The sequence below is a fragment of the Cloacibacterium sp. TD35 genome (assembly GCF_028864635.1).
Classification (GTDB): domain Bacteria; phylum Bacteroidota; class Bacteroidia; order Flavobacteriales; family Weeksellaceae; genus Cloacibacterium.
The window spans coordinates 139,576-159,833 of sequence record NZ_CP104850.1 but is presented as its reverse complement, the minus strand read 5'-3'; the positions used below and the strand labels follow the sequence as shown (position 1 = coordinate 159,833).

Sequence of the window (20,258 nt, the reverse complement as noted above, 5' to 3'; positions counted from 1 at the left end):
TATTCGCTATTGCTTTTTTATGAAAATTAGACAAAGAGCACGGCGAGCGTCAATAATTTTATAAAAAATTAAAACTCGCAGAAAACTTTCTGCTATAAATAATAATCTTGAATTTTAAATGCAGATTTAGAATTCATTTTTTGTGAAAAAAAATTAAACGATATGGAAGAAAAATTAGATATTTGGTGGCTTAATGAAGAGTCGGAACAGATGCTGAACAGAGGGTATCTTCTAAAAGGAGAAACCGTAGAAGGAGCTATTGACAGAATTACTACAGCGGCAGCAAAACGCTTGTACAAACCAGAACTCATTCCTGCGTTTAAGGAAATGATTACCAAAGGTTGGATTTCTTTTTCGTCTCCAGTTTGGGCAAACATGGGAACTCAAAGAGGTTTGCCTATTTCTTGTTTTAATGTTCACGTTCCAGACCATATCGAAGGCATTACCCATAAATTAGGAGAAGTAATTATGCAAACCAAAATCGGAGGAGGAACTTCTGGTTATTTTGGTGAACTGCGTCATAGAGGAACAGCCGTGACCGATAATGGTAAATCTTCAGGAGCGGTTTCTTTCATGAAATTATTTGATACTGCGATGGATGTGGTTTCTCAAGGAGGCGTAAGAAGAGGAGCTTTTGCTGCATATTTAGATATTGACCACGGAGATATTGAAGAATTCTTAAACATCAAAGAAATTGGTAGCCCCATTCAGAACTTGTTTATGGGAGTTTGCGTTCCAGATTATTGGATGCAAGATATGATTGATGGAGACATGGAGAAACGTAAAGTTTGGGCAAAAGTGTTAGAATCTCGTCAGAAAAAAGGACTTCCTTATATTTTCTTTACGGATAATGTCAACCGTAATAAACCTCAAGTTTACAAAGATTCTGGAGCAGTAATCAATGCGAGTAACTTGTGTTCAGAAATCATGTTGCCTTCTACAGCAGACGAAAGTTTTATTTGCTGTCTTTCTTCCATGAACTTAGAATTGTATGACGAATGGAAAGATACCAATGCAGTGAAATTAGCCATCTATTTCTTGGATGCAGTATTGTCAGAATTTATAGAAAAAACCGAAGGAAACTATTACCTGTCTTCTGCGCGTAAATTTGCTTTGAGACATAGAGCATTAGGTTTGGGCGTTCTAGGATACCACTCTTATTTGCAAAAAAACATGATTCCTTTTGAAAGCATGGAAGCGAAAATGTTCAACGCTAGAGCGTTCAAACAAATTCAAGAGCAATCTATTCAAGCATCAAAAGAATTGGCGAATATTTATGGCGAACCAGAAATGTTGAAAGGCTACGGAATGCGCAATACTACTACGATGGCAATCGCACCTACCACTTCTTCATCAGCAATTTTAGGGCAAACTTCCCCAGGAATTGAACCTTTTGCATCGAATTACTACAAAGCAGGTTTGGCAAAAGGAAATTTCATGAGAAAGAACAAATATTTAGCAAAATTGCTAGAAGAAAAAGGCTTAGACAATGAAGATGTTTGGAGAGAAATCATGTTGAATCACGGTTCTGTACAACACATGACACAGTTAACCCAAACAGAAAAAGACGTGTTCAAAACCTTTAAGGAAATTTCCCCAATGGAAATCATTACACAAGCAGGACAACGCCAACAGTACATCGACCAAGCGCAATCATTGAACCTGAATATCCCAGCTTCATTGGCGATTAAAGATGTCAACAATCTAATGATTGAAGCTTGGAAACTAGGGGTAAAAACCTTATACTACCAGCGTTCACAATCTGTTTCTAAAGAACTGATGGTGAATTTTGTTACTTGTAGTTCTTGCGAAGCGTAATTCAATTGACAATTGAAGATTTTTGATTTACAATATACAAACCGCAGAAATTTCTGCGGTTTTTTTTTGTCAGAAAATTAAAACTGATATATCAGTCTAATTATAAGATTTATGTAAAAAATATTTGTCTAAATGTAAAATAATTTTTACATTCGTAAGTGTAAAAAAATATAATATGAAAAATTTAAAACTTTTGCCAAACAGGTGTAAAAAAGTAGGTTGGCTAATTTTTATTCCGTCATTAATATGGGGATTAATAATGATTATTTTTGAAATCAATTTTGAAGTTTTTAAAATTCATTTACCAGTTTTTTTTAATTCTGGATTGTTTTCGGAAAGCGGTTTCTTTCAAATTACTAAAGTTGATTGGGTGACTAATCTTACGGGTTTATTAATTATTATTGGTGGATTACTTGTAGGTTTTTCCAATGAAAAGAATGAAGATGAATATATAAATTTTCTTCGTTTAAAATCCGTATTTTGGAGTCTAATGATAAGCTATTTAATTGTCTTAATTCTATTTTTAACTATTTATGGAATGGCTTTTTTTAATGTGATGATTTTATCAATGTATTTACCATTGGTTCTTTATGTGTTTAAGTTCAATTATTTACTTTCGAGAAAATGAAAAATAACATAAAAGTTCAAAGAGCAATTTTAAATATAACGCAAGAAGAATTAGCAAAAAGAATTGGGGTTTCTAGACAAACTGTTAACGCTTTAGAAGCAGGAAAGTATGTTCCATCTACTGTTTTAGCTTTGAAAATTTCAAAATATTTTAAAAAGAATGTTGAAGAAATTTTCCAACTTGAAGATAATGATTGAAATTTTTTATTCAATAGAGTCGCAGGTTCTGAGCGGAGACGAAGAAATCCCGACTTTTTAATTAACAACGCAATTTGGCTTTAGCCAAAACTTAAAATACTTGAAATAATCATAAATTCTTTTAGATTCCTACGGAACGATAAACATAAAATCCAATCTTTGTGTTCTCTGTGAAAAAACTCTGTGCTCTCTGTGTTAAAAAATCAGCGCAATCTGCGGGAAATATAAATTCACTTTCTTTTTAGAATCTACAAGAAATTTTTACCTTTGAAACCAATCCCTTTTTCCTAATCCCTAAAAACTAAAAAAATGAAATTCGGACAAGTAGCAGACCCATCACAAATAGACTTCACCCTTCCGAAAGATCATCCTAAAACCCAAGAAATTTTAGAAAAATCTAATGGAAACGATTTCAATATCTACATCGGTTGTGCCAAATGGAACAAAACCGACCTGAAAGGATTTTACCCAAAAGGAACCAAAGACGAGTTGAAATACTACGCTACCCAATTCAATTCTATTGAGTTGAACGCTACATTTTACTCTTTGCCAAGTCCAGAACAAGTGCTCACATGGAAAGAAAAAACACCGCCCAATTTTAAGTTTTTTCCAAAAATCACCAATACCGTTTCACATTTCAGAAGACTGATTAATGTGACTGATGTGGTTACGGATTACGCGACTTCAGTTTTGAATTTCGGAGACCAGTTGGGAATGGTGTTCTTACAACTGCATGATAATTTCAAGCCTAAAGATTTTGACAGGGTAGAAAAATTTGTAAAAGAATGGCCAAAAGAAGTTCCACTGGCGATAGAAGTGCGCAGTGCAGAATGGTTTGAAGAAGAAAATTTTGAAAAATTCTCTCAGTTGCTAGAAGAGAATAACATTGCGAATATCATCGTAGATACAGCAGGTAGAAGAGACATGTTGCACATGAGACTCACATCAGATACCGCTTTTGTAAGATATGTAGGCGCCAATGCAGACAGCGATTATGCAAGATTAGATGATTGGTTAGAACGGATAAAACTTTGGAAAGAAGAAGGCCTGAAAAACCTGTGTTTTTTCGTTCATCAAAATGTAGAATTGGCTTCTCCGTTGTTGTCAGCTTATTTCATTGAGAAAATTAACGAAGCATTCGGAACAGAGATTCATGTTCCTGTAATGGCTGAAACTAAGACTTTGTTTTAATAAAAGAATACGTTGAGGATGATAAATCTTTTAATTTTTAAATTCTTTAATTTTTTAATAAAATAAAAAGCAATCTCCATTGAAGATTGCTTTTTTATTTTTACGATAAGAACTTAATTTCCTTATCCTTAAAATTATTTTTCTCCACCAGTTTATTCATGGTTTTCATCATTTTATGACGAAGTTTTGCCATTTTTCTGATGTTTTTGTCTTCGCTGTAATCAAAAATATTGTCTTTAAAAGTAAAGGTATCTCCATCTTTAAACTCAATATTGTTTTTCTTCAGTTCTCCTAGAAGCATCAAATTGGTCATGCTTTCCAACAGAAGATGTTCAGATTTCCCTAAAGATTTCAGAGATTTAAGCAACTGTTTTTTATATTTTTTCTTTCCCATAATTATTAATGTAAAGTTATCTGCAAATATCTGCATAATTTCTTATTTTTGAGCAAAATAAAAAATCTAATATGAGCAACGATATCATTTTTGAATTGATTGAAAAAGAAAGACAGAGACAAACGCATGGCATAGAGCTTATTGCATCAGAAAATTTTGTTTCTGATAACGTGATGAAAGCCATGGGAAGTGTCTTAACGAATAAATATGCAGAAGGCTACCCAGGTAAGAGATACTACGGAGGTTGTGAAGTGGTAGACGAAGTAGAAACACTGGCCATTGAAAGAGCAAAACAACTTTTCGGCGTAGAATATGCCAACGTACAGCCGCATTCTGGTTCACAGGCCAATGCTGCCATTTATCTTTCGGTGTTAAAACCTGGAGATACCGTTATGGGAATGGATTTATCAATGGGAGGTCATTTGACACACGGTTCTCATGTGAATTTTTCGGGAATTAATTTCCGTCCTGTATTTTACGGAGTTGAAAAAGAAACAGGTCTTATCGATTATAACCAAATGCGTGAAGTAGCATTGCGCGAAAAACCAAAAATGCTGATTGCAGGTTTCTCAGCGTATTCTAGAGATTTAGATTATGCCAAATTCAGAGAAATAGCTGATGAGGTAGGCGCTACATTGTGGGCAGATATTGCACATCCTGCAGGTTTGGTTGCCAAAGGATTATTGAACTCACCATTCGAACATTGCCATGTTGTAACCACTACTACGCATAAAACGCTTCGCGGACCAAGAGGAGGAATGATCATGATGGGCAAAGATTTCGAAAATACTTACGGTCACAAAACACCAAAAGGCGAAACCAAAATGATGAGTGCCGTATTAGATGGAGCAGTATTCCCAGGAACTCAAGGTGGGCCGCTAGAACACGTAATTGCTGCAAAAGCAGTGGCCTATGCAGAAGCCATCGACCAGAAATTTGAAACCTATACCAAACAAGTCGTAGCAAACGCTAGAGCATTGTCTCAAGCAATGATAGACAGAGGTTTTGACATTGTTAGTGGAGGCACAGATAATCACCTGATGTTGGTAGACCTTAGAAATAAAGGCGTAAACGGTAAAGAAACCGAAAAAGCTTTAGTAAAAGCAGACATTACGTGTAATAAAAATATGGTTCCTTATGACGATAAGTCTCCATTCATCACTTCTGGAATCAGATTAGGAACCGCCGCCATCACCACGAGAGGTTTATTAGAAAAAGACATGGAGACCATTGCAGATTTAATCAATGAAGTGGTGACCAATATTAAAGATGAAAATACCCTAGAACAAGTAAAACAAAAAGTACATCAGTTAATGGAAGGAAGAGCATTATTTAACGGATAATTTTACTCAACTAAAATGAAAAATGTTATTTTGTACTATATTTCGCTAAATATGAAAAAAATATTCTTTGTTTTTGCTATTTTGCTTTCAGGATTTTCTTTTGCTCAAGAGGTGAAATGGGGAGCGACTGCAAATGTGCATTCTTCGTCTATCGAAGGAATTCATGACTTCTCTAGAGGTAGAATTGCGCCAAGTGTTGGCTTATTCATGGAAATTCCTTTGGAGACCTTTCAAAGAAGCATCTACGCACCACTTCGTTATTACATTTACCCCGTGATAGAATACAGTATGGAAGGCGAAAAAACCATTCTCGAACAAGGAAGACAGTATTTTAGAAATGATTATATAGCATTTGCCCTATACGGAAAATTCCACTTGTACAGAGGGTATTTTGAGAATTTCTATTTCATGATTGGGCCTAGATTTGCTTATAATGTTTCAGAAAATAGAGCAGGCCCTACCAATGAAGATGCAGGGTACATAGGACTGAGGGATGATGACATGAAAAAGCTAAATTTATCAGTTTCCGGAGCGTTTGGGTATGTAATAAGTGATAAGGTAGAGGTGTATCTAAGATATGACCAAGGAATATCAGGGGTATACCCTAATTATCAAGACCATAAAACCTGGAACAGATTAATGGGGTTAGGAATAAGTTATTATTTTAACTAAATAAATCACATATTAAATCGAGCACAGTATTTTATTACTGTGCTTTTTGCATATAAAATGAAGGTGTTATAGAGTTTAATTTAATAAAAGGTGACACCAAGAAATAAATCTTTTCACCAAAAGCAACAAGGGAAACTAAATTTATCCAATCTCTCACTTTTTAAAATGATTGTTTATCATAAATTTATATTATTTTTGTCTAATAAATGACCTATTATCACGTGAAAAACATTCTAAGATTTTTAATACTGCTTGTTTCACTAACTGTAATTTCATGCGGTCCTAAAAAGGACATGATTTACATGGACAAAGACATAAACTACAATTCCGAAATCACCCAAGCTAGATTTCAGGGAAATAAGTTAATGATAGGAGATGTATTAGATATAAAAGTTACAGGTTATGATGAAATTGCCATCAAACCCTTTAACTTAAATACAATAAGTCAAATTAATAATGCCGAGGTAGGAAATACTTCTTCCTCAGCAAACTTAAATTATACAGTAGACAAAGAAGGTGAAATTAACTTTCCTACTTTAGGGAAAATCAAAGTTTCAGGATTCACAGTAGATGAACTGAAGACAGACTTAGAAGAAAGACTCAAAAAATATTTGGTAGAACCTATTGTCATCATCAATCAGCAAAATCAAAAATTAACTTTCTTAGGAGAGTTTAATAAAAAAGGAATGGTAACCTATTCTGATGAAAGATTAAATATTTTACAAGCTATTGCACTCGGTGGAGGAACCAATGAAAATTCAGACCTTACCAATGTAAGATTAATTAGAAATATAGATGGCAAAGACCAAACCATTACCTTAGACCTTACAGATTATAACCTATCTAATTCTCCATATTATTATATCCAAAATAATGATATCTTGTACGCTCTTCCAAACAGAGATGCACAGATTGCTGCAAACAAAACCCCTATTTTAAGTAAAATATTAACCTATTCTGGAGTATTAGGACTTTTATTTGCGGCATATAATTTTATAAAAAATTAAAATGGAAACGCTTCAGCCCATACAATCTTCTCTACCACAAAGAACTAAAAAGCTCAATATTAAAAAAGAAATCTTTAAATACGTAAGGGTTTGGTATTGGTTTGTACTCTCTTTTGTTCTTTTTGCCATAGCAGCAAAAATATACCTGAGATATACCACTCCTATCTACAGCTCCCAAGCATCAGTATATTTTAATAACTCTACCAAAAAAAGTACAGGCGTTATTGGGCTCAATGATTTGCAAAACATGGGAACAGGAGGGATCGCCAAAAATCCCATTTCAGATGAAATAGCCCTCATGAAGTCTAAACCCATTTTAAATAAAGTGGTGAAGCATCTTAATCTAGATGTAACCTTTGTTCAAGAAGCCAAAATCAAGAAAATAGAATTATATGAATTAAGCCCTTTTCGAGGGGAGATTATTGCGCTAAAAGACGAAAAAAATTTCGGAGGGGCTTCATATAAAATTAAAGCCTTAGACAATAAGCGATTTCTGCTTGCAAATCTAGAAGGCAAGAATCCTAAATCCTATTATTTTGATGTTCCTTATGACTTAGGATTTGGGATAGTAAAAATTTCTAAAGTTGAAGGGATAAATTACCAAGACTATATCAATGTAAATTTTTTCAACTACAAGAATATTGCGGCTGGTTTAGAGGGAGCCATCATGGTAACCAATCTCAATACAGATACCAATATCATGGACCTCTTCTATAGAGGAGAAATCCCACAAAAGTCAGAAGATATTCTCAATGAATTAATAAAGCAATATAATCTAGATGCAGACAATGACAAAAAGTTAGAAGCTCGTAACTCTGCTGCTTTTATCAATGAAAGGCTGCAACTCATTACCAGTGAGCTGTCTAACATTGAAGGGAAGAAAACCAATTATAAAAGATCCAACCAGATTTTTGATATAGAAACGCAGGCGCTATCTAGCATCAAAGGTTTAGATGAGGGAACCCAAAAAACACTAGAACTCGCTTCTCAACTAGAGATGGTAAATGCAGTACTCAGAATGGTCAATGCTCCCAATGATCAGTTGCTTCCTACCAATATTGGGGTACCTAATGCTGCTGAAGGCTTAATCACCCAATATAATGAATTGCTCCTCTTAAAAAATAAAACCCTGAGACAAGCCACACCTGCCAATCCTATGATTGTGCAGTTCAATAAAGATTTGTCTCAGCTCAAAAGTCTCATTAGAGAAAGTTTGAATAAATCCAAAGAAGTAATATCTACGAACTTAGGGTATCAACAAGGCAAAATATCTAAATACAAACAAGAAATGTCTATGTTTCCAGAGCAAGAAAACTTCTTTAAAAATATAGACCGCCAACAGAAAATTAAAGAAGCGCTGTATCTTTACTTGTTGCAGAAAAACGAAGAAATTTCTATGGCTTTGGCAGTAACCACACCAAAAGTGAAAACCCTTAACCCTGCTTATACGACAGGGGTAGTATCACCCAACGCAAGCAAAATAATGCTCTATGCCTATGCACTAGGGTTATTGTTACCTTTATTATTTTTCTTTGTCAAGAATGCATTAGATACCTACATTCATACAAAAGAAGACATACTAGACTCAGTAAAAGACATACCTGTAGTAGCAGAAATTCCCAATATACCGAAAGGGGCAGAAAACATTATCGGTAAGAACGACCTCTCAGCTTTTGCAGAATCTTTTAGAATTCTCTATTCTAATGTAAAATATTTCTTTAACAAAGAAAATAAATGTCCCGTTATCCTCATTTCTTCTTCTATTAAAGGAGAAGGGAAAACCACCATTTCAGTAAATACAGCACTTACCTTGGCACAAAGCAAAAAAGTATTGTTAGTAGGAGCAGACATCCGAAATCCTCAGCTCAAACGATTTATGCACCTCAAAGGAGAGGGACTTTCAGAATTCTTAAGCAATTACGCTTCACAGCCTGAGAGATTTATTTCAGAATCTGCCATTAATCCAAACCTTAAGCTCATCCATTCAGGTGCCATTGCTCCCAATCCTAATGAACTTTTAGAAAGTGAAAAATTTGCAGACTTGTTAGACTATGCACAGCAGCATTTTGATTATGTGGTCATAGACTCAGCGCCTATGCTCATGGTAGGAGATACCTATAACTTAATCAAATATTCAGATGTGTTGTTATTTTTAATGCGCTCAGAATATACCGATAAGGAGATGATAGGATTTGCGAATCAGGTATCCAAAGACCACGCCAAAGGAAAAATGGCTATTGTGCTGAATGATGTAAGCTACCTTAACCTTACCTACAGCAATAAATATGGATACGGTTATAAATACGGTTACGGATATTCTTACACCGCAGATCATGATAAGAAACCTTGGTGGAAAAGACTGATATAAAAAAAATAAAAATGGGAGTCTATTTAAGGTTTCATTTGAATCAAAGTGCAGTCAAAGTGCACTTTTGTTCGGAAAAAGTACCCGTTTTCCGAAGCAGACTCGACTGTGATTCGAACGTGATTCGAACAAAAGGGTAACTTTAAACGAATTTTATTTTATAAGGTGTCATTTTTATAGTTTCAATATTTTAAAAAAAATACAAGTTGAATCCTCTTATTTCTGTTATCGTTCCTTGTTATAACCAAGCGCAGTATTTAGACGAATGTTTACAATCTGTACTAGACCAAACTTACCAAAATTGGGAGTGTATTATTGTAAATGATGGAAGCCCAGATCATACAGAAGAAGTGGCAAAAAAATGGCTAGAAAAAGACCCTCGTTTTAAATATATGCATAAAGAGAATGGAGGTGTAAGTTCTGCCAGAAATGCAGGAATAGCAATTGCAGAGGGAGAATGGATATTACCATTAGATGCAGATGATAGGATAGGAAATTTATATTTAGAATTGGCTGAAAAAGAATTTACTAAGGATCCTACAATTATATATTGTAATGCAGAGTTTTTTGGAGTTTTTCAAAGGTTCTGGGATATATCTTTTTATGATTACAAAACAATTAAATTTTATAATCAAATTTTTTGTTCAGGATTTTATAAAAAAACAGATTGGCAAAGAGTAAATGGATATGATGATGACTTGGAATTTGGAAAAGAAGACTGGGAGTTTTGGATTTCAATTTTGAATAAAACAAGTTTAGTTATTAAACTAGATTATTTAGGATTCTATTATAGAAGAAAAGATGATTCAAGGGATGTTAATATAAATAAAAATGTAGAAGTATTAAATAATGCTGAAAATTATATTTATAAAAAGCATCTAAGTAAATATTTATCAGAGTCACCTAATGCCATTAAAAATAGCTTACTAATAAATGAAAAAATAAAACATTACACTTTATTACTCAATCTCATTCATAAAAATAAAATAACTAAGTTTTTGTTTAAAATCATAAAAATTCTTAATTAGTGTTATCTATTATTATTTCATCATATCATCCTCAATTTTACTCTGCTTTAGAAAAAAATATAGCTGAGACTATTGGTATTCCTTATGAAATCATAAAAATTGATAATCCTAATCTAATGGGAATATGTGAAGCATACAACAAGGGAGCTTCATTGTCTAAATATGATTATCTTCTTTTTGTACATGAAGATGTAATTTTTCATACAAAAGAATGGGGGCAGAAATTGATAAATCATTTAGAAAAAGAAAATGTTGGTGTTGTTGGTTTAGCCGGTTCTAATTATGTGCCTAAAGCTCCATGTGGTTGGTTTATATTTGATGAAATATATAATTTTAAAAATTATATTCAAAATAACAAAGAAAGAACTAGAAGAACTATAAAACAAATGTTAATTCCTTATGCAAAAGTATTTGCAGTTGATGGAGTGTTTATGGCTGTGACAAAGTTTGTTTATAATGAATTCTTATTTGATGTGAAAGTTAAAGGTTTTCACGGATATGATACTGATTTTAGTCTTAGAGTGGCGACAAGATATCATAATTATGTAATAAATGATGTTTTGATAGAACATTTTTCTGAAGGTGATTCTAATAAACTATGGTTTGATAATAACATTCAAATTAGAGAAAAAATTATGCATCGTTATCAAGAAAATTTTGATGAAAAAGTAGAATCAATATTATTTCATGCCTTTTTGAGAAGATACTTTTCATACTATAATTGTAATTTGAAAAACATTTTTTTTACTTTAAGATTTTTTCCACATCAACTTACTAGGTATAACAAATTTCTCATTTTTAAAGGATATATGTATTACTTTTTTAAGCATAAATAAAAATTAAAAATAGTCTATTAATATGCAACCCAGCCCCTCTGTATCCGTAATCATCCCCAACTATAATCATGCTTTATACCTAAAGCAAAGAATAGAGTCTGTGTTGAATCAAACGCATCAGGATTTTGAATTGATTATTTTAGATGATTGTTCTACAGATCAGAGCAAAACAATTATAGAACTGTACAGAAAACACCCTAAAGTAAGCCACATTATTTACAATCAGCAAAATTCGGGCAGCGTTTTTAAACAATGGATAAAAGGAATAGAACTGTGTCAAGGAGATTGTATTTGGATTGCAGAAAGTGATGATTATGCCTCAGAATTTTTTTTACAAGAAACGCTAAGTGCTTTGCAAAATGATGCTTCATTTGGAATGGTTTTTACAAAAAGCCAAGCAGTAAATGAAAAAGGAGAGACCATTAATAATACTTGGAAGGCCAAGGAAAATAGATGGGAAAAACTGGCGAGTTTTAACAATATCATAGATAAAGAAAATTTACCTTTATTTTTAGTTGCTCAGATGCTAGTAGAGAATGCGAGTAGTGTTTTGTTTAGAAAATCTCAACTTTTAGCAATTAATTTAGAAGAACTCAGTTATTATAATAATACAGGAGACCGTTTCGCATATATAGGGATTGCGCTAAATAGTAAAATTCTTTATATGCCACAACCGCTTAATTATATGCGATGGCATGAACACAACACTACGAAGAAAAATGTAGAAAATGGGAATATTCATAGAGACAGATTAAGGGTACTGAATTATTATTTTGAGAGGCTACTGCATTCTCCTTATAAAAAAGAGTTGGCCGTTTTTTTTAAAAACAATTACTTCTTTTTCATGAATCATGGTACTTACGTAGAAAATCTGGCATTATTAGAAAACATAAAAAAAACCAAAGAAATTTCATATATTTTCTATGCTCTAGTAAAAGGGTATTTGTATTTATTTATAAATAAAAAATATAAAGCAAGAATCTTAAGAAGTATTTATTATAGAATTCTTCTGCTTCAAAAATAATTTAAAAATGGGAAATCCTCTTTTTTCAATACTTATCGCCAATTATAATAACGGCAAATTTTTCCAAGATTGTTATAACAGCATTATGGCGCAAACCTACTCCCATTGGGAAGTTATTATAGTAGACGATGCTTCTACCGATAACTCCGTTGCTATAATTAAAAAAATCATAGGAGAAGATACTCGTTTTAAAGTATATGAAAACCCAGAAAACAAAGGTTGCGGATTTACCAAAAGAAAATGTGCAGAACTAGCAACGGGTGAGCTTTGTGCATTCCTAGACCCAGATGATGCCATTACAAGTGAAGCGTTAGAACTAATGGTTGCCGAACATGAGAAACATCCAGAAGCTTCTTTAATATACTCTAATCTATACTTCTGTGATCTATATTTGAATATTCAATACGAAAGAAAATCTAAAATAATTGAAAACTCAGATGCTTATTTTTTTGACTTTGAAGGGAATGTTTCTGCTTTCCTTTCATTTAAAAAAGAATTTTATAGCAAAACTGAAGGTATAAACAGTTATTTACAAAGAGCCGTAGATAGAGATTTGTTATTTATTCTATACGAAGTTGGACCTGCTATTTTGCTAGATAAATCATTTTACAAATATAGAATTCATAATAATGGCATTTCTACCAATCAAAATGAAGACAAAGCTTATTTTTGGTTTTGGGTAACCATTATTGATGCAGCAAAAAGAAGAAATGTAAATATTGAACATCTTTTTACAGAGAAAGCCCTACTAAGCAGAAGAGAGGTTGCACTGCAAAAAGAAATTGATGGATACAATAAATCTTTTATCTTTAAGGCTTTAAGGAAATTAGGTTTGTTTAAAATCTTTTTGAAGAATTAGTTTTATAATATTGTAGTTTTATTGAAAGATGCTAGAAAAAATATTTGTTAATTCCTCTTTGTTCTTACTGAGTTTTTTCTCAATAACATTGGTAGTTTCTAATGTAGTTTTTTTATTAGGGTTTGATTTAAATGTTTGGAATACTGTTATTGCTTTTATAATCAGTGTGTTTATTCTTAGGTATACACTGAAAAACACCTTGGAGATTTTTGCAGCAATGTTTTTGTCGGTATTTATCGTATTAATAAGCTATTTTGCTGCGATTCACTATTTTGATACGTCTTGGGACGGACAGGGGTATCATCAAGAAGCTGTTTATCTATTAAAAAATGGTTGGAATCCTATTCTAGAAGAGAGTAATTCATACAGAGTTTGGATAAATCTATACCAAAAGGGAAATGAAATTATTCAAGCAAATATCTATTTGATTACCAATAAAATAGAAGCGGGCAAACTGCTGAATATCATCTTAGTTTATATTGCATTTTTTGTGTTTTGGTCTTTTTTAGATACACTAAAATTGAAAAAGAGCTATCGCTTCTTTCTTTGTTTTGTTGCGGTTTTTAATCCTGTAGTCTTTACACAAGTTTTTACTTATTACATAGATGGCAATTGGTATCTTACCTTACTCGTTTCTTTAGCATCTCTTCTTACCTATTTTTCGAATAAGAAATTACCGTATCTAATCATTTTTGTTTTAAGTTCAGTGACTTTTTGTTCATTAAAATTTTCTTCTATACCAATCTTCATGGTATTTGTAATCATAGCAGTTATTTACCATTTCATTGACCAAAAAAAAATAATGATAGCTCCATTTTTTTACATTTTAGTCTTGAGTTTTTTCTGTAATGTAAACCCTTTTATGACGAATATCCTAAGTGGGAATAATGTTTTGCATCCATTTGCGGGAGATAAAAAAATAGACATCATTAATCAAAATATCCCAAAACTCCTATTGAATAAGAATAGAGTTGAAAGAACTGCTATTTCTCTATTTTCCAAAACAAATAATGATTTTAAAAATGCAACATTTCCGGATACACTAAAAATCCCTTTTACATTTAGTAAAGATGAATTGTTTATTAATTTTGATACCAGATTAGGAGGCTTTGGTTTTTTATTTAGTGGAGTTTTAGTAATAACACTTTTACTTGCATCATTTCTGTTTCTAAAAACAAATAAATTAGAGAAGAAAATAATAGTTTTTGTTTTACTGGCTTTTTTGTTAAGTATAATGATTAATCCTGCCAGCTGGTGGTCTAGATTATCAGCTCAGATTTGGTTAATCCCCTTAGTTTTTATTATTGCCGGTCTTATTCTTAAAAACAAACAAGCTATGGTACTGTCCCAAATCACTTTAGTGCTTCTTATGACTAATGTTTTAGTCTCTGGAGGAATTACCGCACTTAAATTGCAAAAGGATAATGAAATTGTAAATAATTTTGTTAATGCTGTGGGGACTAAAACCATTGTTTTTGATTTATCTCATCCATTTGCCTTTAGACAATATTATATTAAATTTAGAGAAAGAAATATAAAATACAAAATAGAAAAATTAGAAGAAAATAAACAACTTGCTCCTTTTACCCCTGATGTATTTTATAAGATAGAATAAAGTTTATTTAAATAATGATTTCATCATAAAAATTAGACCATGAACAAAATAAGCATTATTATCCCCGTATATAATGTAGAAAAATATTTGTCTGCATGTGTAGAAAGCATAATCCATCAAACGTATCAAAATCTAGAAATTATTTTGGTAAATGACGGTTCTACTGATGCATGCCCCCAAATTTGTGATGAATATGCCACTAAAGATCAAAGAATAAAAGTAATTCATAAAACAAATGGAGGTTTATCTGATGCGAGAAATGCAGGATATGAAAAAGTAACAGGTGGTTATTTAGCTTTTGTAGATAGTGATGATAAGGTAGCTTTAGACTTATACCAGAATTTAATCGAAACATCTATTTTGTACAATGCAGATATTGTGGAATGCAGATTTCTTAAATTCCAAGACGAAAAAGATTTGGAAAAAACAATAGAGCATAATAAAGTAGAAGAATTTGAAACAGAAAAAGCCTTAGAACTTTTATTGAAAGAAGACTTAAGACAGGTGGTATGGAATAAACTATATAAATCCGATGTGGTAAACAATTTACTCTTTGAAAAAGGTAAAATTCATGAAGATGAATTCTGGGCCTATCAGATATTTGCCAGAGCAAAAAAAATAGTAAGAGTAAATAAAGCATTATACTTTTATCGTCAACAAAATGATAGCATAATGGCAGAGAAATATTCGGTTAAACGTCTTGCAGGAATAGAGGCTAGAGAAAAAAGAATAGAATTTGTAAAACAAAAATTCCCTAAACTAACCTCTTTAGCAGTTCAATCTTTTTGGCATGCTGCTTTATACAACTACCAGTTGATAACAAAAAATCCGAATGTTGATGTAGATTTTAACCATCGAAAAAATATTGTTGCAAAAGTCAAAAAATATGCTTTATCAGAATATATTTCTGAATGGAAAATAAAAGAACAGTTGTGGTTGAAATTCTTTCTAGTATTTCCAGAGCAGTGTTCTAAAATAAGGATTAAAATTTTAAAATGATTTGGTTTAAAAATAAATGGATAGATAAAATTTTTAATATTATTCCTTTAGGAATAATTACTAATATGTTTTTATCTTGGAAATATTTAAATTATTATACTCCAGATTCATATAATTATATCAGGTTGTCCAAAGACTTACCAAATATCAAGGATAGTGTATTTCCATTATTTTTACCAATAATATTATGGTTTGTTGAGTTTTTTACAAAAAACTATGATTTAACTTTTAAAATTATCAATCTCTTTTCTGTAATTTTTATTTTAAGTTTTGTAAGAATAAAAAATTTTTTTTGGAAAGAGGTCTGGGTGATGATGACTTTTTCAGCTCTTCAAAATATCTACCCAATGGCATGGTCTGAAAATATTCTATTAGTTTTTATAATATTATATTGTTATTACAATTACAACTTTTTGAAAGGTAGAATTAATGAAAACAAATTTTTATTTTATAATACTCTTTTATTATTAGCAATGCTTTTTATAAAATATAATTCGGTTTTTATATTATTTTCTTGCTTTTTATTTGCATTGCTGATTAGGAAAAGAAATATTATTTTTTCAAAAAACTATTTATTATCAGCAATAATATCACTTTCAATTTTCTTAGGATATCTCATGTTTAACTTTTATCACACTGGAAATTTAACTGGTGTAAGAGGGGGGGGGATTAACTTTAATTATCTATCATTCCTTTTTCATTCTTTGGTAAATGTGCCATTAGTAATTGATCCCTTATCATTTTCACTTCATAGAATTGCTGTAAAAATAAAACTTGAATACGAAATCTTTTATATAACTTTAGTACCATATGTTTTATCATATTTATTAAATCTATTATTTATATATTTTTACTTCAAACAAAAAAATAAAAATTTTGATGTTTTTACATTCTTTTGTTTATTATCATCATTAATTTTTATAGTTTGTAATTTCATTGCTGCATTTACTACTAAAATTGATGTTCTTGACTTCAGATTATTAATGTTTTATTATATTTTTCTTTTAATTGGAGTTGTAAATAGTTTGAAAATTAATCTAAAAATTAGTAATTATGATCATAAATTATTAATAATCGGTATTTTTAGTATTGTATCATTTTGTTTTAGTTTGATCTTTTAATTCTTCTTTAAATGGAAACTACATGTAAGGTAATAAATCATAATTGAATAGAGAAAAAACTATGTTTAATAATAAAATTACTGTATTTACGCCCACTTATAATAGAGCACATACATTAGAACGCTTATATAAATCACTACAAAAACAAACGTTTACAGATTTTGAGTGGTTGGTGATAGATGATGGCTCTTTAGACCATACAAATTTGCTTATTGATAAATGGCAAAAAGAAAGTAATACTTTTCCTATTCGTTATTATACAAAGAAAAATAGAGGAAAACATACCGCAATTAATTACGGGTTAGATTTAGCCCAAGGAGAATTATTTTTTACAGTAGATTCTGATGACTATTTAACAGAAGATGCGCTAAAAAAAGTAGAGACTTGGGCAAGTACTCTACCTCAAAAAGAAATGTTTTGTGGCGTTGTTGGAAATATGGGGATAAATCATAAAATAACAGATAATACAATTTTTGAGGCTCTCTTTAGAGATGTAAATCTACTAGAAAGATATTCTGAAGTCTCCGATAAGCCAATTGACGGAGAAAGAGCCTACGTTTTTTTTACTGAAATACATAGAAATTACAAATATCCAGTATTTTCAAATGAAAAATTTATAACCGAAGCTGTAGCATGGAACAGAATGGCAAAAGATGGTTATAAAATGAGAGTGTATAATGATATTATTTACATTTATAAATTTTTGGAAGGAGGGCTAACCTTAACAGGCAACAAATTGTTTCTAGAGAATCCTAAGGGATATGGCCTATGGCTAAAAGAAAAAGCAGAATTTTGTGACTATAGCTTTCTAGCAAAACTTAAAATGGTGTATTCTTATTTCCTTTCACTAAAAGATAAATTATCATATAAAGAAATTGCAGAAAATATAGGAGTAAATATAGGGCTTATATACATTTTATGTTTTTTTTATAAAGGTAAACGATTATTGAATTAAATAATCTTAAGTACGGTAAGCCCATACATTTATTTATATTTGTAATAAAAACTCTAAAAAAACGAGACCTAATAATTTTAAATTAAATCCAGAAATTTTATAGATGAAAAAAGTTATTTTTTTGATACCCAATCTTAAACATGGCGGTGCGGAAAAAGTATTGATAAATCTGGTTAATAATTTAGACAAGTCTAAATATGAGGTTACCCTTTTTTCAATTTTTGATGTTGGAGTCAATAAAGAGTTTTTGAATAAAGATGTAAAATACCAATATAAATTCAAGAAAATTTTCAGAGCCAATACTTATTTTTTTAATCTCTTTTCTCCTGAATTTTTATACCGCTGGTTTATAAAAGAACATTATGATGTGGCAATTTCTTATTTAGAAGGCCCTGCTACCAGAATTGTTTCGGGATGCAAAGAATCAGAGACTAAAAAATTGGCTTGGATACATATTGAGTTAAATGAACAACATAAATATATTGGCTTTATAAATATAAAAGAAGCAAGAAAATACTATGCAGGATTTAATTATATTATTGGTGTTTCAAAGAAAGTAATTGAAAATTTTAGAGAATTAGTTTTAGATGATTTACCATTTAAAGTACTATACAATACCAATGAAACAGAGTTCATTCAGGAAATGGGAAAAGAACCAGCTGAAATTAATTTTGATGACAGTTATATTAACCTTATTTCAGTAGCTAAAGTAACAAAAACAAAAGGATTCGACCGGCTGATTGAAGTGCATAAAAAACTCACGCAGGAAGGCTACAGAATAAAAACACATATTCTGGGAATAGGAGAAGACATGAGTATTCTAAAAAAAAGAGTAAAAGCATTACATATTTCAGATTCCTTTTTGTTTTTAGGATTTGATAAAAATCCTTATAAATATATAAGCAAGTGTGATCTCTATGTATGCTCTTCTAGAAGAGAAGGTTTTAGTACGGCCGTTACAGAGGCTTTGGTTTTAGGTTTGCCAGTAGTAAGCACCAATGTTTCTGGTGCAGCAGAACTTTTGGGTGAAAACAATGAATATGGAATAGTAACTGAAAATTCCAAAGAAGGACTCTATGAAGGACTTAAAGAAATGATTTCGAACCCTGAAAAACGATTACTGTATAAAAAACGGGCAATAGAAAGAGGTAGTTTTTTTTCTAAAGAGAATACGGTGAGAGAAGTTGAAAATCTACTAGAGTCTTTATAAAATAATAGAAATGATTAGTATAATTATTCCAGCATACAATGCGGAAAAAGATATAGAGAAATGTATAAATAGTGTACTTCATCAGACATATAAGAATTTAGAAATAATTATAATGAATGATGGCTCCACAGATAATACAAAACAAATAATAGAAGGCTTAGAAAAAAAAGATTCTCGTATAATAGTAATTCATAAAGAAAATACAGGGGTTTCAGATACCAGAAATGTTGGTTTAGAAATAGCGAAGGGTGATTATATAGGATTTATTGACAGCGATGATGAAGTAAATCCAGAAATGTATGAAACATTGCTGTTAAATATGGTAAAACATAATGCAGATATTTCTCATTGTGGTTTTGAGTTAGTAGGTGAAAATTTATCAAGAGTATTTAATGGTAGTGGTAAAATCTATATACAGTCTCAAAAAGAAACTTTGGTTTCTTTGTTAAAGGCAGATTTGTTTGAACCTTCTTCTTGTACAAAGCTTTATAGAAGAGAGGTGATTAAAAATATTAAATTTGATACTACAATAAAATTTAATGAAGATTTACTATTTAATGTTGAGGCTTTTAAAAATGCTAATAAAATAGTATTTGAAGATCTTCCTCTATACAAGTACATTTATAATCCTCTTTCAGCTTCTAGAAGTACACCAAATTATAAAATACAAGAAAGTGTGTTAAAGGTTACGGAACTTGTATATGAAAAATTACAGGGTCTAAACATAGATAATGTTAGAAATCAATTTTATCTTAATAAACTTATTTCTGTATACAGAGCATTATATGATGATGAAACTCACCATTCAAGCTTGGGGATAGAAACGAAAAAACGCCTGAAAAGATCCAAAGATAAATTTCTAGATATAAGAACAATCTACCTTAAATATTCTCTATTGTATTTTTCAAGTTTATTTAAAATATCTAGATTAATCTATGATAAGACCTTGGGGAAAAATAAAAAATGGAAACTTCCTACTCCAATAAATTAATTTAT

At 31.1% G+C, this 20,258-nt stretch carries 19 protein-coding genes; 18 read left to right on the top strand and 1 reads right to left on the bottom strand.

The genetic code is table 11. The features are described from left to right. The first annotated feature begins 162 nt into the window (after positions 1 to 162). From N7277_RS00640 to N7277_RS00625, 4 genes are all read left to right on the top strand, one after another. Positions 163 to 1,818, top strand: a complete 1,656-nt coding sequence (locus tag N7277_RS00640) for a ribonucleoside-diphosphate reductase subunit alpha (protein ID WP_274779867.1) — start codon at positions 163 to 165, stop codon at positions 1,816 to 1,818. 175 nt (positions 1,819 to 1,993) lie between these two features. Further along, positions 1,994 to 2,446 (top strand): hypothetical protein, encoded by a 453-nt coding sequence (locus N7277_RS00635; RefSeq protein WP_274779866.1) that lies wholly within the window; start codon positions 1,994 to 1,996, stop codon positions 2,444 to 2,446. Continuing rightward, the gene (locus N7277_RS00630; protein WP_274779865.1) at positions 2,443 to 2,643 is read left to right on the top strand and encodes a helix-turn-helix transcriptional regulator; all 201 of its coding nucleotides are present in this window, start codon (positions 2,443 to 2,445) and stop codon (positions 2,641 to 2,643) included. The genes N7277_RS00635 and N7277_RS00630 overlap by 4 nt, the downstream gene beginning before the upstream one ends. 309 nt (positions 2,644 to 2,952) lie before the next feature. Next, on the top strand, positions 2,953 to 3,834 hold the full coding sequence (locus N7277_RS00625) for a DUF72 domain-containing protein (protein ID WP_274779864.1): 882 nt from the start codon (positions 2,953 to 2,955) through the stop codon (positions 3,832 to 3,834). Between the two features lie 100 nt (positions 3,835 to 3,934). Here N7277_RS00625 and N7277_RS00620 read toward each other — a convergent pair whose 3' ends face one another. Continuing rightward, the gene (locus N7277_RS00620; protein ID WP_133159982.1) at positions 3,935 to 4,264 is read right to left on the bottom strand and encodes a hypothetical protein; all 330 of its coding nucleotides are present in this window, start codon (positions 4,262 to 4,264) and stop codon (positions 3,935 to 3,937) included. 35 nt (positions 4,265 to 4,299) lie between these two features. Here N7277_RS00620 and glyA point away from each other — a divergent pair, with 35 nt between their 5' ends. The 14 genes from glyA (at position 4,300) to N7277_RS00550 (ending at position 20,253) form a co-directional block, all read left to right on the top strand. Beyond that, positions 4,300 to 5,571, top strand: a complete 1,272-nt coding sequence (glyA, locus tag N7277_RS00615; protein WP_274779863.1) for a serine hydroxymethyltransferase — start codon at positions 4,300 to 4,302, stop codon at positions 5,569 to 5,571. A 51-nt stretch (positions 5,572 to 5,622) separates the two neighbouring features. Next, positions 5,623 to 6,243 (top strand): outer membrane beta-barrel protein, encoded by a 621-nt coding sequence (locus tag N7277_RS00610; protein ID WP_274779862.1) that lies wholly within the window; start codon positions 5,623 to 5,625, stop codon positions 6,241 to 6,243. 302 nt (positions 6,244 to 6,545) lie between these two features. Then, positions 6,546 to 7,250 (top strand): polysaccharide biosynthesis/export family protein, encoded by a 705-nt coding sequence (locus tag N7277_RS00605; protein WP_274779861.1) that lies wholly within the window; start codon positions 6,546 to 6,548, stop codon positions 7,248 to 7,250. A gap of 1 nt (position 7,251) precedes the next feature. Then, positions 7,252 to 9,618: a GumC family protein gene (locus N7277_RS00600; protein WP_274779860.1), complete on the top strand. Its 2,367-nt coding sequence runs from the start codon at positions 7,252 to 7,254 to the stop codon at positions 9,616 to 9,618. A 203-nt stretch (positions 9,619 to 9,821) separates the two neighbouring features. Next, positions 9,822 to 10,643: a glycosyltransferase family 2 protein gene (locus tag N7277_RS00595; RefSeq protein ID WP_274779859.1), complete on the top strand. Its 822-nt coding sequence runs from the start codon at positions 9,822 to 9,824 to the stop codon at positions 10,641 to 10,643. Next, on the top strand, positions 10,643 to 11,479 hold the full coding sequence (locus N7277_RS00590) for a glycosyltransferase (RefSeq protein ID WP_274779858.1): 837 nt from the start codon (positions 10,643 to 10,645) through the stop codon (positions 11,477 to 11,479). Before N7277_RS00595 ends, N7277_RS00590 begins: the two co-directional genes overlap by 1 nt. A gap of 22 nt (positions 11,480 to 11,501) precedes the next feature. Next, positions 11,502 to 12,503, top strand: a complete 1,002-nt coding sequence (locus N7277_RS00585; RefSeq protein WP_274779857.1) for a glycosyltransferase family 2 protein — start codon at positions 11,502 to 11,504, stop codon at positions 12,501 to 12,503. Between the two features lie 7 nt (positions 12,504 to 12,510). Next, on the top strand, positions 12,511 to 13,362 hold the full coding sequence (locus N7277_RS00580; protein ID WP_274779856.1) for a glycosyltransferase family 2 protein: 852 nt from the start codon (positions 12,511 to 12,513) through the stop codon (positions 13,360 to 13,362). 28 nt (positions 13,363 to 13,390) lie between these two features. After that, entirely contained in the window at positions 13,391 to 14,977 is a 1,587-nt protein-coding gene (locus tag N7277_RS00575) for a hypothetical protein (protein ID WP_274779855.1), read from the top strand. Positions 14,978 to 15,016: 39 nt separating this feature from the next. Beyond that, entirely contained in the window at positions 15,017 to 15,976 is a 960-nt protein-coding gene (locus tag N7277_RS00570) for a glycosyltransferase (protein WP_274779854.1), read from the top strand. Next, on the top strand, positions 15,973 to 17,097 hold the full coding sequence (locus N7277_RS00565) for a hypothetical protein (RefSeq protein WP_274779853.1): 1,125 nt from the start codon (positions 15,973 to 15,975) through the stop codon (positions 17,095 to 17,097). The genes N7277_RS00570 and N7277_RS00565 overlap by 4 nt, the downstream gene beginning before the upstream one ends. 61 nt (positions 17,098 to 17,158) lie before the next feature. Beyond that, positions 17,159 to 18,052 carry a glycosyltransferase family 2 protein gene (locus N7277_RS00560; protein ID WP_274779852.1) on the top strand — a complete coding sequence of 298 codons (894 nt, stop codon included), beginning with the start codon at positions 17,159 to 17,161 and terminating at the stop codon, positions 18,050 to 18,052. Positions 18,053 to 18,155: 103 nt separating this feature from the next. Next, positions 18,156 to 19,262 (top strand): glycosyltransferase, encoded by a 1,107-nt coding sequence (locus N7277_RS00555; RefSeq protein ID WP_274779851.1) that lies wholly within the window; start codon positions 18,156 to 18,158, stop codon positions 19,260 to 19,262. A gap of 10 nt (positions 19,263 to 19,272) precedes the next feature. After that, positions 19,273 to 20,253 carry a glycosyltransferase family 2 protein gene (locus N7277_RS00550; RefSeq protein WP_274779850.1) on the top strand — a complete coding sequence of 327 codons (981 nt, stop codon included), beginning with the start codon at positions 19,273 to 19,275 and terminating at the stop codon, positions 20,251 to 20,253. The last annotated feature ends 5 nt before the right edge of the window (positions 20,254 to 20,258 follow it).